13 protein-coding genes are annotated in these 12,731 nt (G+C 67.9%); 9 read left to right on the top strand and 4 right to left on the bottom strand.

What is annotated here, in order from left to right:
* Positions 1–94: 94 nt before the first annotated feature.
* From AC1DDO_RS00190 to AC1DDO_RS00180, 3 genes are read right to left on the bottom strand one after another with little or no spacing between them, the layout of a single operon-like run.
* Positions 95–1,039 carry a COX15/CtaA family protein gene (locus AC1DDO_RS00190; RefSeq protein WP_476971146.1) on the bottom strand — a complete coding sequence of 315 codons (945 nt, stop codon included), beginning with the start codon at positions 1,037–1,039 and terminating at the stop codon, positions 95–97.
* Between the two features lie 7 nt (positions 1,040–1,046).
* Positions 1,047–1,859: an ABC transporter permease gene (locus tag AC1DDO_RS00185; protein WP_476866223.1), complete on the bottom strand. Its 813-nt coding sequence runs from the start codon at positions 1,857–1,859 to the stop codon at positions 1,047–1,049.
* Positions 1,856–2,824 (bottom strand): ABC transporter ATP-binding protein, encoded by a 969-nt coding sequence (locus AC1DDO_RS00180; protein ID WP_441408595.1) that lies wholly within the window; start codon positions 2,822–2,824, stop codon positions 1,856–1,858. The genes AC1DDO_RS00185 and AC1DDO_RS00180 overlap by 4 nt, the downstream gene beginning before the upstream one ends.
* Positions 2,825–2,941: 117 nt before the next feature.
* On the opposite strand from AC1DDO_RS00180, the gene AC1DDO_RS00175 reads away from it, so the two are divergent.
* The 7 genes from AC1DDO_RS00175 (at position 2,942) to AC1DDO_RS00145 (ending at position 8,975) form a co-directional block, all read left to right on the top strand.
* Positions 2,942–3,802, top strand: a complete 861-nt coding sequence (locus AC1DDO_RS00175) for a helix-turn-helix transcriptional regulator (RefSeq protein WP_476971145.1) — start codon at positions 2,942–2,944, stop codon at positions 3,800–3,802.
* A complete protein-coding gene (gene sufB, locus AC1DDO_RS00170; RefSeq protein WP_441408597.1) occupies positions 3,802–5,265 on the top strand; it encodes a Fe-S cluster assembly protein SufB in 1,464 nt (487 codons plus the stop codon). The genes AC1DDO_RS00175 and sufB overlap by 1 nt, the downstream gene beginning before the upstream one ends.
* The gene (sufD, locus tag AC1DDO_RS00165) at positions 5,265–6,551 is read left to right on the top strand and encodes a Fe-S cluster assembly protein SufD (protein ID WP_476971144.1); all 1,287 of its coding nucleotides are present in this window, start codon (positions 5,265–5,267) and stop codon (positions 6,549–6,551) included. The genes sufB and sufD overlap by 1 nt, the downstream gene beginning before the upstream one ends.
* A 39-nt stretch (positions 6,552–6,590) precedes the next feature.
* A complete protein-coding gene (locus AC1DDO_RS00160; protein WP_476866220.1) occupies positions 6,591–6,950 on the top strand; it encodes a non-heme iron oxygenase ferredoxin subunit in 360 nt (119 codons plus the stop codon).
* 88 nt (positions 6,951–7,038) lie between these two features.
* Positions 7,039–7,836 (top strand): Fe-S cluster assembly ATPase SufC, encoded by a 798-nt coding sequence (sufC, locus tag AC1DDO_RS00155; protein WP_476971143.1) that lies wholly within the window; start codon positions 7,039–7,041, stop codon positions 7,834–7,836.
* 13 nt (positions 7,837–7,849) lie between these two features.
* Entirely contained in the window at positions 7,850–8,182 is a 333-nt protein-coding gene (locus AC1DDO_RS00150) for a metal-sulfur cluster assembly factor (protein ID WP_056434018.1), read from the top strand.
* A 193-nt stretch (positions 8,183–8,375) separates the two neighbouring features.
* Complete coding sequence (locus AC1DDO_RS00145) at positions 8,376–8,975, top strand: hypothetical protein (RefSeq protein WP_476971142.1); 600 nt, start codon at positions 8,376–8,378, stop codon at positions 8,973–8,975.
* Between the two features lie 46 nt (positions 8,976–9,021).
* Here the strand turns inward: AC1DDO_RS00145 and ypfJ are convergent, their stop codons facing one another.
* Positions 9,022–9,909: a KPN_02809 family neutral zinc metallopeptidase gene (gene ypfJ, locus AC1DDO_RS00140; protein WP_476971141.1), complete on the bottom strand. Its 888-nt coding sequence runs from the start codon at positions 9,907–9,909 to the stop codon at positions 9,022–9,024.
* A 58-nt stretch (positions 9,910–9,967) separates the two neighbouring features.
* On the opposite strand from ypfJ, the gene AC1DDO_RS00135 reads away from it, so the two are divergent.
* Entirely contained in the window at positions 9,968–11,404 is a 1,437-nt protein-coding gene (locus tag AC1DDO_RS00135; RefSeq protein ID WP_476866216.1) for an AMP-binding protein, read from the top strand.
* Between the two features lie 52 nt (positions 11,405–11,456).
* Positions 11,457–12,665, top strand: coding sequence for a thiolase family protein (locus AC1DDO_RS00130; RefSeq protein WP_476971365.1), 1,209 nt, complete (start codon positions 11,457–11,459; stop codon positions 12,663–12,665).
* Positions 12,666–12,731 lie beyond the last annotated feature (66 nt).

Genomic DNA, 12,731 nt, shown 5'->3' with positions numbered 1-12,731 from the left:
GTCCATGCCATCTCATAGTCCACCCGGAAATCCCGTCAGGACCAGCCCCAGGACGTGAATGCCGTAGTGAACTCCGCCGCCGCGGCGCCGGCGGCTATTCCACGGGGCTGTAGCGGGCCAGGTCCGCGGCGTTGGTGGCCGCGCTCATCAGCAGGGCCGCCGCCAGCATGTGCGCGCCGACCAGCAGCGCCGGGATGCCGTTGTAATACTGGGTGAAGCCGATGACGGCCTGCAGCACGGTGACGCCCAGCAGCATGAACACGGCGGAGCGGAACGGGCCCGGGATCCGCCCGCGGACCACCAGGAACAGCCCGAACAGCGCGCCGGCGGTCACGAGGTAGGCGGGGACGGCGTGGATGTGCGCGAACAGGTCCCAGTCGAGATCATTGCGCGGGGCATTGGCGTCGCCGGCGTGCGGGCCGGCCCCGGTCACTACCACGCCGAGGCAGACGGCCACTGCAGAGAAGAACGCGACGGCGGCCATCACCGGGCGTGCGGCGCCCGGCAGTGCGGGCAGCTGCACGGTCCTGGCCTTGCCGGTGCGGCCGTAGGCCCGGTTCACCAGCAGGGTTGCGAGGACCACGAGGGCCATGGAGACGAGGAAGTGCAGGCCCACGACCCACGGGTTCAGCTGGGTCAGCACGGTGATGCCGCCAATGACGGCCTGCGCCGGGATGCTGGCGAGCAGGCCCAGGGCGAGCAGGAACAGATCGCGGCGTTCCTTGCGGATGTTCCAGAGGTACACGAGCATCATCACGGCAATGGCCGCCAGCGCGAAGGTCAGCAGCCGGTTACCGAATTCGATGATGCCGTGGAACCCCATTTCCGGCGTGGTGGCGAGGGACGCTTCGGTGCAGCGCGGCCACGTGGGGCAGCCCAGGCCCGAGGCGGTCAGCCGGACGGCGCCGCCTGTCACCACCAGGACGATCTGCCCGATGAGTGACAACACGGCCAGCCGCCTGATCGTGTTGTCGACGCTGGTGGGCAGCCGGGAGGTGAACCCGGACATGATCCGGGGGGTGCGTGACGCCGTGCTCACAGATTTCTCAATTCCACTTGAACCAACGGATTGCTGCGCCGCCGGCGATCGCCGTCCAGAGCAGCAGGACAAGTACGGCGCCAAGGTTGACGCTGCCGTACAGGAATGCATCCCGCAGCGCCTGGCCCAGCGCGCCGGAGGGGAGGAAATGCACCACAGCCTGCGCCAGCGCCGGGAGCCGCTCGCTCGGGATGACGATCCCGCCCAGCGCCCCGAGGAGGATCCAGAGCAGGTTGGTAATGGCCAGGGTCGCCTCGGGCCGGACCGTCCCGGCGACCAGCAGCCCCAATGCCGTGAAGGCTGCGGCCCCGAGGACCAGTATGGCCAGGCCCGGCAGCCAGCCCGCAGGATTGGGCTGCCAGCCGAGGACAAAGGCCACGGCAGCCACGACTAGCACCTGCAGGAACAGCACGGCCAACACGGCCAGGATCTTCCCTGCAATGAGGCCGGTGCGGCCCAGGGGAGTGGTGGAGAGGAAGCGCAGGACCCCGTAGCGGCGGTCGAAACCGGTGGCGATGCCCTGCCCGGTGAAGGCGGTGGACATGGCACACAGGGCCAGGATGCCCGGGACGGCGACGTTGATGCGGCTCGATCCGAGTCCGTCCAGCAGCGGGGTCACGGTCAGGCCGACCATGGCCAGCAGGGGCAGCACGATCGCGAGGATCAGCTGCTCGCCGTTCCGCAGCATGGTGATGGTCTCGTACTGGCCCTGCAGCAGGATGCGGCGCAGCAACGGCGCGGGGGCGCTGCCGTGCTGGGTGCCGGGCGCGCTGCCGCGGCGTGCGCTCTCCAGCGGGGCGCCGCTTGAAACGCTGGTCATCGGATCTCCCTTCCGGAGATGTCCAGGAAGACGTCTTCGAGGCTGCGGGCTTCAAGGCTCAGGGAACTGGGCATGATTCCACGCGCGGCCCACCACCCGGTGATCGCGGCGAGGTCGGCCGGGGTCAGCGCTCCGGTCGCGGCGTAGCTGCCGGCCCGCGCCTCGGTGACGTCGACGCCGTCGGGTAGCACGCCGGTGAAGTCCAGGCCGGGTTCGGTTTCGAAAAGCAGTGTGCGGATGTGCTGCCCGGAGTCGCCGGCGGGCAGCTGGTGCTGGAGGAGCTGGGCGACGGTGCCTTCTGCGACGTTGCGGCCGGCGTCGATGATGTAGACGTAGTCCGCGAGGCGTTGGGCGTCGTCCATGAGGTGTGTCGTCAGGACGATTCCCATGCCGCTGTTGCGCAGTTCTGAGATGAGGTCGAAGACCATTTGCCGCGACTGCGGGTCCAGCCCGGCGCTGGGCTCGTCGAGGAAGAGGACCTCGGGGTTGCCGACCAGCGCCGCGGCCAGGGCAAGGCGCTGCTTCTGCCCGCCGGACAGGCGCCGCACGTTGGTGCGGCTGAAGGTGTCGATCCCGAGGCGTCCGATCAGCTCATCGACAGGCCACGGGTCCTGGTACATGCCGGCGATGTGCCGCAGCAGGGGGATGGGCCGGGCCGACGGCGGGAGGCCGCCGTCCTGGAGCATGACGCCCACGCGGGCTCGGAGTCCGGCCCCGGCCGCATCGGGATCCTCGCCCAGTAGGCTGATAGTGCCGGCGGTCCGCTTTTGGAGGCCCTGGGCGCATTCAATGGTGGTGGTCTTGCCGGCGCCGTTGGCGCCGAGCAGGGCTGTGACTTGCCCGCGTTCGGCAATGAGGGACAGGCCGCTGACCACGCGCAGCATCTTGCCGTCGAGAGTGGGCAGTGGACCAACATCCTTGACTAGCCCGCTGATGGTCAGAACGGGGGATTCGGGAGATCGCACCACAGCATTCTACGCGATGTAGTACGGCCTTTCCCCGGCGGGGGCGCTGCCGGGGAGGCAAGCCATGCCTTACTGGAACCCGGGAGTAAATTACGACATGATTGTGTTGTGTATTCCATGAGCTCATCCGCGTCCGCAGTCCCGTCCGGGCGCGGCGCCGCACGCGCCGGGTCCGCCCGGGCGCACGTGGCGGCTGTGCCGGACGTTGTGCCCGCAGCCGGCGGCAGCCACACCCACGACGCCGAGGAGCGCACGCGTGACCGCGTCCTCAACGCCGTTCTGGAACATGGACCCATCAGCGCAGCCGAACTCGGCGACCTGCTGGGCTTCACCCCCGCCGCCGTCCGCCGCCACCTCGACCACCTCGCCCGCAGCGGAGTCATTGAGGTCAAACGGGCTGCCCGCGCCGGCGCCGGCGCAGGACGCCCCGCCCGCCGCTATGTCCTGAGCTCCCAGGGCCAGTCGAACCTCGGCAACGACTACCTCGACATCGCCACCGTGGCCCTGCGCCGCCTCGGCGAGGCAGCCGGGCCGGAGGCCGTGCGGCAGTTCGCCGTCGAACGGTTCGCCGATATGGAGCGGCGCTACGCACCCGAGATCGAGCAGGCCGGACCGGACATCACAGCCCGTGCCCAGGCTCTCTCCGAGGCGCTGAGCCGCGACGGTTTCGTGGCCTCCGCGCAGTCACTTGAAGCCAAGGCGCCGCTTCCGGCCGCGCTGTCCAGCGTCCAGCTCTGCCAGGGGCACTGCCCCATCCAGCACCTGGCGGCGCAGTTCCCCGTCTTCTGCGACGTGGAGACCGAGGTTTTCGCCCGGCTGGTCGGCGTCGATGTGCGCCGGCTGTCCACTCTTGCGCGCGGCGGCCACGTCTGCACCACCCACATACCTACGGGCCGTCCGGCCGCCGTCGGGACTCCTGGTCCCGCAGCCCCGGTCAACCCGGACGAAGTATCCAACCATCTGCAAGAAAGGCCGTGATGACGGACCAACTATCAGAGAAGAAGGTTGCTGACTCTACTGTGATTTCGGAGATTCTGGAAAAGAATCCCGAGCTCCACGGAATCGGCACCTATGAGTACGGCTGGGCCGACAAGAACGACGTCGGGGCCAACGCCCGCCGCGGCATCGATGAAGACGTTGTTCGCGACATTTCGGCCAAGAAGAACGAGCCGGAATGGATGCTGGACCTGCGCCTGAAGGGCCTGAAGTACTTCGACCGCAAGCCCATGCCCACCTGGGGCGCGGACCTGTCCGGCATCGACTTCGACAACATCAAGTACTTCGTGCGCTCCACCGAGAAGCAGGCCGCAACCTGGGAAGACCTCCCCGAGGACATCCGGAACACGTACGAGAAGCTCGGCATCCCGGAAGCCGAGCGCAGCCGCCTCGTCTCCGGCGTCGCCGCGCAGTACGAGTCTGAGGTTGTCTACCACCAGATCCGCGAGGACCTGGAAGCCCAGGGCGTCATCTTCCTGGACACGGACACCGCGCTGCGTGAACACCCGGAGATCTTCCAGGAGTACTTCGGCACCATCATCCCGGTGGGCGACAACAAGTTCGCCTCGCTGAATACTGCCGTCTGGTCCGGCGGTTCGTTCGTGTACGTGCCCAAGGGCGTCCACGTGGACATCCCGCTGCAGGCCTATTTCCGCATCAACACGGAAAACATGGGCCAGTTCGAGCGCACGCTGATCATCGCGGACGAGGACTCCTACGTCCACTACATCGAAGGCTGCACCGCGCCGATCTACACCTCGGACTCGCTGCACTCCGCCGTCGTGGAAATCATCGTGAAGAAGGGCGCCCGCGTCCGCTACACGACCATCCAGAACTGGTCCACCAACGTATACAACCTGGTCACCAAGCGCGCCATCTGCGAAGAGAACGCCACCATGGAATGGATCGATGGCAACATCGGCTCCAAGGTCACCATGAAGTACCCGGCCGTCTACCTCGTGGGCGAAGGCGCCAAGGGCGAGACCCTGTCCATCGCGTTCGCCGGCGAAGGCCAGCACCAGGACACCGGCTCCAAGATGGTCCACATCGCGCCCAACACCAAGAGCTCGATCATCTCCAAGTCCGTGGCCCGCGGCGGCGGCCGCGCCGCCTACCGCGGCCTGGTCCAGGTCCGCGAGGGCGCCAAGCACTCGGCCAACACGGTCCGCTGCGACGCCCTCCTGGTGGACACCATCAGCCGGTCGGACACGTACCCGTACATCGACATCCGCGAGGACGACGTCACGATGGGCCACGAGGCTACGGTCTCGCGGGTCAGCGAAGAGCAGCTGTTCTACCTGATGTCCCGCGGCATGCGCGAAGACGAGGCCATGGCGATGATCGTCCGCGGCTTCATCGAGCCGATTGCCCGCGAACTGCCGATGGAATACGCCCTTGAGCTGAACCGCCTGATTGAACTGCAGATGGAAGGATCGGTCGGTTAATGACTGACATCACTACTGAAAAGGCCCGCATCGGCGCGCCGTCAGCCCAGCCGTTCATCAACGGTTTCACCGAGGAAGGCGAAAGCCTTTCCCCGCTTAACGTCGCGGAATCCAAGTCGCCGCTGGCCGGCGAAGCCGTCAAGCGCCACTCGCACGGCGGCGGAGTCGGTATTCCGGACAGCTCACGCGCCGGCCGGCTGACCTCCTACAAGCTGGCGGACTTCAAGCCGCTGACCGGCATGGAGGAGGACTGGCGGTTCACCCCGCTCAAGCGCCTCCGCGGCCTGCACACCGAGGTCCTCAACGGCGCCGCGCCGTCCGTGAGCGTCACCGCTCCGGACAGCGTCCGGGTCGAGACCGTCGGCCGCGAGGACCGCCGGATCGGCTCCGCAGCCATCCCCGAGGACCGCGTCTCCGCGAACGCCTGGGAGAACTTCACCGAAGCCACCGTCATCACCGTGCCCTCCGAGGTCCAGGTCGACGGCGAGGTCAGCGTCCTGCTGACCGGCCAGGGCACCGAGGCTTCAGCGCAGCACGTCGTGATCATCGCGGAAAAGTTCTCCAAGTCCGTGGTGGTCCTAGACCACCAGGGCACCGCCGTCGTCTCCGAAAACATCGAAATCCTGGTCGAGGACGGCGCGCAGCTGACCGTCATCTCGCTCCAGGAATGGAACGACGACGCCGTGCACGCGTCCTCCCAGCAGGCCAAGCTCGGCCGTGACGCGAAGTTCAAGCACATCGTCGTCAGCCTCGGCGGCGACCTTGTGCGCGTCACCCCGTCGGCACGCTTCACCGCTCCGGGCGCCGAAGTGGAACTGTTCGGCCTGTACTTCGCCGACGCCGGCCAGCACCTGGAGCAGCGCCTGTTCGTGGACCACGCCGTGGCCAACTGCAAGTCCAACGTCCTGTACAAGGGCGCCCTGCAGGGCCGCAACGCGCACACCGTCTGGGTGGGTGACGTCCTGATCCGCAAGGAGGCAGAAGGCACCGACACCTACGAGGCCAACCGCAATCTGGTCCTGACCGACGGCGCCCGCGCGGATTCCGTGCCGAACCTTGAGATCGAGACCGGCCTGATTGCCGGTGCCGGACACGCCAGCGCCACCGGACGTTTCGATGACCAGCACCTGTTCTACCTGATGGCCCGTGGCATCCCGGAAAAGGTGGCCCGCCGTCTGGTGGTCCGCGGCTTCCTCAACGAGATCATCCAGAAGATCAATGTCCCGGCCATCGAAGAGCGCCTCACGGAAGCCGTCGAGCGCGAACTCGCGGCAACCGACAACTAGTGCCCAACACTAAAGAACACGGGAACACGGAACACATCAATGACTGAACAGCCAAAGGGCGAGCTAGTCTGCAACGCCAGCGAGATCCAGGTCAAGCAGGCGCTGCGGATCCTGATCGACGACTACCCCGTAGCGATCGTGAAGGACTCGATGGGGGAGATCCACGCCATCGGAGACACCTGCTCGCACGCGGACATCTCCCTCTCCGAAGGAGAAATTGAAGGCTGCAAGATCGAATGCTGGGGCCACGGTTCCCAGTTCGACCTGCGCAGCGGCGAGCCGCTTCAGCTGCCAGCCTATGATCCTGTTCCCGTGTTCGCGGTGACCGTCCAGGACGACGAGGTCTACGTTGACTTCACCAACGTCCTAAACGGCGCCGAGGCCCCAAACTTCAGCTAGCTGCCTGCAGCCGGCAACCCGCATAAAAAACTTATCGCCAAGAAAACGCACAGTGCCGGAGGGCACCGTGCAGAGGAGAACAAGACATATGTCGACTCTTGAGATCAAGGACCTGCACGTCAGCATTGACACCGAGCAGGGCACGAAGGAAATCCTGAAGGGCGTCAGCCTGACCATCCGGACCGGCGAGACGCACGCCATCATGGGTCCGAACGGTTCCGGCAAGTCCACCCTGGCTTCCACGATCGCCGGGCACCCCCGCTACAACGTCACCTCCGGCACCATCACGCTCGACGGCGAAGACGTCCTGGCGATGACCGTCGACGAGCGCGCCCGCGCCGGCCTGTTCCTGGCCATGCAGTACCCGGTGGAGGTGCCGGGCGTGAGCATGACCAACTTCCTGCGCACCGCCAAGACCGCGATCGACGGCGAAGCCCCCAAGCTGCGCACCTGGACCAAGGACGTCAAGGAGGCCATGGCGCAGCTGCGCATCGACGCCGACTTCACCCAGCGCAACGTCAACGAGGGCTTCTCCGGCGGCGAGAAGAAGCGCGTCGAAATCCTCCAGCTGGAGCTCTTCAAGCCGAAGTTCGCCGTCCTGGACGAGACCGACTCCGGCCTGGACGTCGACGCGCTGAAGGTTGTCTCCGAGGGCGTCAACCGCGCCCACGCCGGCGGCAACATGGGTACCCTGCTCATCACGCACTACACCCGGATCCTGCGCTACATCACGCCGGACTTCGTGCACGTGTTCGTCGACGGCCAGGTTGTTGAAGAGGGCGGCCCGGAGCTCGCCGACCGCCTCGAAGAAGAAGGCTACGACCGCTACGCCACCGGCGCAGGGGCAGCCACCATCGCTGCCGCTTCGGCTGCAGCCCAGGCATAGTTAGGAGTCCGCCATGACCGAACTCAATGTGGCCCGCACGGGCCTCGAGGACGTGGAGGAGGCGCTCAAGGACGTGATCGACCCCGAACTCGGGGTCAACATCGTTGACTTGGGCCTGCTCTACGGCCTGAAGTACTCGGACGACGACGGCGCCCTGCTGATCGACATGACGCTCACCACCGCCGCCTGCCCGCTGACCGATGTCATCGAGGAGCAGGTCGGCAAGGCCCTGGACGGAGTCGTCGACGAATGGCGGCTCAACTGGGTGTGGATGCCGCCATGGGGTCCGGAACGGATCACCGAGGACGGCCGCGACCAGATGCGCGCGCTGGGCTTCAACATCTAGATCCCCGCGCACACCTCCACACCAAGGGCCCAGGCCCTTGTTGTGAACGACGACGGCGGCCCCACCTCACCGAGGCGGGGCCGCCGTCGTCGTACACCCGCCGTTCCCATATCGCCGCGGCGGTGGTCTGATAAAGACAAGGAGTCCACCACGCTTCGCAACCCGGCCCACAGTCAACAGGAGGCACACCGCAATGGATGCCACCCCAGCGTCGCGGCCCGCCGCCGCCGTCGGGGATTATGTGGTGGTCGAGGACAGCGGCGAGTTTTCCTACTACCGTTCCAGGGAAGACCTCCTGGCAGACTTCGAATACGTCGGCGAGGCTCCCTGCATCATTGACCGCGGCGCCACCACGTACCGGCTCGAGCTGGACGAACACCGCCACCTGCGCCTGGGGCCACCCCTGGGGTCGGTGGAATTGCACTGGCTCCGCCAGGCCTTGGCCGACGCCCGCGAAGTGCATCCCGAGGGGCACCGGCTGCAGCGCGCCGACACCACCGGGCTCGCCGGGCTCGTGGCCGGACTGTTCGAGACACTCCAGCTGGAACGCGGAACGGACGCAGAGCTGGGGCTGTGGGGCCTGGACATCGACGGCCTTGCGACGCGGCGCAACGCGCTGGCCGACGTCGACCACCTCCTGGCCGGGAACAACCGGCTGGACACAGTCCGGGTGACCGACCCGTTCGGTCACCAGTACCGCCCTGTCTGGCACCCGAAACACCGGCACCTGGGCCACGCCGGATTCCTCAGCTACGTCGAAGTCCCGGTCCGGAGCAGGCCGCCACGCGGGTGACTGCAGGGGGACAGGATGCGGCTGCGCGGTCAGGGGTTTGCCGAGGTTAGGGGTTTGCCACCGCAAACGTGTCGCACTTGTTGATGTCCCCGGTCTTGTAGCCCTGGTAGAACCACTTCTGCCGCTGGGCACTTGACCCGTGGGTCCAGGCCTCCGGTGAGACGCGGCCCGTGGCGGCCTTTTGGATGCGGTCGTCGCCCACGGCCGAGGCGGCCGACAGAGCATCCTGGATGTCCCGGTCCGTGAACGGTTCGAGGTAGGGCTGACCGGTCTTGGGGTCCGGCTGCGTCGTTGCATAGTGCGCCCACAGCCCCGCGTAGCAGTCGGCCTGGAGCTCGACCCGGACCGCCCCGGAACCCGGTCCTTGGGGATCCTGCTGAGCCCGGTCGAGGTTGCCCAGAAGGTTCTGGACGTGGTGACCGAACTCGTGGGCCACCACGTACTCCTGTGCCAGCGGCCCGCCGGAGGAGCCAAACCGGTCGACGAGTTCCTGGAAGAAGCCGGGATCGAAGTATGCCGTGGTGTCGACGGGGCAATAGAACGGCCCCACGTCGGAGGTGGCGGCGCCGCAGCCGGTGTTGGTTGCACGGGCGAAGATCACGGCCTTCGGCCGCGGGTATTTGGTGTTGTACTGCGCCAGATATGCCGGCCAGAAAGCGTTCAGGCTGTTGACCGTGCCGGTGATCCTGCAGTCGAGCCGGGCGTCGGCGTCGGCGCCGGTCTGGCAGGCGGGGGCAGAGCCTTGGCTTTGTGACTGGGGGTCCTGGACGGTGCCGGCCAGCCCCTCGAGCAGCTGTGGATTGATGCCAAAGAGGGCTGCCAGCAGCAGGATGATGCCGCCGCCGATCCCACCGCCGATCATGGGGCCGCGGCCCATCCCGCGGCGGTCCTGGACCTGTGACGGATCCAGCGGGGCGTTGTCGTTGAAGCTCATGCTGTCACAATATCCCGCACGGGCCGCGGCGGCGCCGGGCAACGGTAAAGTTGGTTTGATGCCTTTTCTCGACAGACTCCAGCGCTGGGCCGATGACCGTCCCGACGAGACCGCCGTCGTCGTGGCCGGAGAGCACCTGAGCTGGTCCGGCCTGCGGGACCAGGCAGCGGCGCTGGTACCTGCGGCGCCGGCCGTCACTGTGATGTCCGAACACAATTCCGTCCGCTTCGCCGTAGCGTTCACGGCCGCCGTCGCCGGGGAGCGGCAGTGCGCCGTGTTGGATCCGGCCTGGCCGCAGCAGATGCAGGACAACATCGCCGCCCGCATCGCCGGGACGGAACCGGAGCCAGCGGCAGCGCCGGACCCGGCCACGCCGGCGCTCCAGCCGGCTCGGGGGACCGAGCTGGTGGACGGCCCGCCGGAGACCTCGTTCCTGATCGGCCTGACTTCCGGGACCACCTCGGTCCCCAAGGCGTTCACCCGGTCGCGGCGGTCCTGGCAGGAATCCTTCGACGCCTCCATTGAATTCTTCGGGCTGACGCAGGAGGACAAGTCCCTGGCCCCCGGCCCGCTCGCGGCAAGCCTGAACCTCTACGCCCTCGCCGAATGCCTGTACGCCGGGGCCGAATTCCACACCCTGGAGCACTTCGACGTCGGCGCCGCCCACGCGGCGGTGAGCCACGACGGCATCACGCGCCTGGTGCTGGTCCCCACCATGCTCCGGCTGCTCAGCGAACGCGGCCTGGCCGGCGGGGTCGATGCCTCCGGCATTCGCAGCATCATCTGCGCCGGGTCCAAACTGGACGCCCGCACACTGGAGGCGGCCCGGCGCTGGGCGCCCAATGCCACCATTTTCGAGTACTACGGCGCCTCCGAGCTCAGCTTCGTCTCCGGCGCGGGACTGCGTCCGGGCCAGCCCGTGGAGCCGGGCGGGACCGGCATCGGGAAGCCGTTTCCCGGCGTCGACATCCGCATCCTGGACGATCACGGGGCCGGGCTCCCGGACGGCAAGGACGGCAACATCTGCGTCCGCAGCGGCATGGTCAGTAACGGCTATCTCTGGGGTGACGACGGCCAGGCCCTGCGCTGTTTCGACGGCTGGTACACCGTGGGAGACCAGGGGTTCCTCTCCGGAGGGACCCTGCACATGCTGGGCCGCCGCTCCGACATGATCATCACGGCCGGCACCAACGTCTACCCGCACGAGATCGAAATGGCCCTGGCATCCGTCCCCGGCGTCGCCGCCGCCGTGGCTGCCGGGATGACCGACGACGTTCGCGGCCAGCGCGTCGTGGCCGGCGTCGTCCTCTCGCACGGTGCGCTCACCGCCACCCAGCTCCGGTCCGGGATCGACGACGTGCTGGCACGCAACAAGCGCCCCCTTGAGTACTTCGCGCTGGCAGAACTGCCCCTGACAGACCGCGGCAAGATCAGCCGCCAGCTGCTGCTCGACTGGGTGGCCGGGAACGATCCCAGGATCCGGCGCCTTGGCTGAGCGGCACGGAGACGCCCGACCGTCCTCAGCCAGGCCATCCCCACCCGGCCTGCTGTTCCCCGGGCTGTTGCCGGATGACCGGCAGCCGGTGATCATCGCGGCGCGGCGGACGCCGCTTTGCCGGGCCAACGGTGCCCTCAAGAACCTGCGCGCCCACGAACTCCTTGCCCCAGTGCTTCGCAGCCTGCTTGCCGACGTGGGCGAGGGTACCGGCCGCGCCGGGGGCGCCGCACCGGAGTCCGTTACCGACGTCGTGATCGGCAACGCCGTGGGCGGCGGCGGGAACGTGGCCCGGCTCGCGGCGCTGGAGGCCGGCCTGCCCGTCACCGTTCCGGGCGTTACAGTGGACCGGCAATGCGGCTCCGGCCTGGACGCGATCGTCCTGGCCTCGAGGCTGGTCGCGGCCGGCGGCGGTGGCCTCTATCTCGCAGGCGGCGTGGAGAGCATCAGCACGGCACCGCTGCGGGCCCACCGCAACGAAGACGGCAGCCCGGACTACTACACCCGGGCCCAATTCGTGCCGCTGAGCCTGGGCGATCCCGACATGGGCGTGGCGGCTGAGAACGTCGCCGCCCACTTCGGCATCAGCCGGGAACGCCAGGACGCCTTCGCGCTCCGCAGCCACCAACGTGCGCTGGCCGCTGCCGCCGCCGGGCGGTTCGACGCCGAAATCGTGCCGCTCGCTGCGGATTCCGGAGCAGCCACGGCAGCCGACGACGGTCCGAGGCCGAGCCTTGGTCCCGCCCTGATGGCCCGGTTCCCGTCCGTATTTGCCAGCGGGGGCACGGTGACGGCAGGCAACTCGTGCTTCGACGCTGACGGCGCGGCCGCCGTCGTCGTCACGTCCATGGAACGGGCCCGGCAGCTGGGCGCTGCGGACGGGCTGCTGGTGCTCGCAACCGACACGGCCGGGGTGGCGCCGCAGCTCCTGGGCATCGGCGCGGCCGCAGCCGCCGAACGGCTCCTCACGGCCCACGGCGTGACGGCGGCGGATATGGGCCTGGTGGAATTCAACGAGGCCTTCGCCTCCCAGACCCTCGCCTGCTTTGACCAGTTGGGCATCGACCCGGAACAGGCGAACCTCGACGGCGGCGCCCTTGCCCTGGGTCACGCCTATGGAGCCTCGGGCGCGGTGCTGGTCACAAGGCTGCTGGCCCAGGCGCGCAGGTCCCCGGAGCCGGGCCAGCTTGCCCTCGCCATGATCAGCATCGCAGGGGGAATGGGCACGGCCGCGCTGATGGGGTACACCCGCCTCACCTAACCCGCCCCACGGAACATGCCCATTCTTCGCCGCTACCAGTGGACATATGAGGCACATGTCCAGTGG

The sequence above is a fragment of the Arthrobacter sp. 10N43 genome (genome assembly GCF_056394525.1).
Note: the sequence above shows the minus strand (reverse complement) of the source record. Positions and strands in the feature narration are given on the sequence as shown.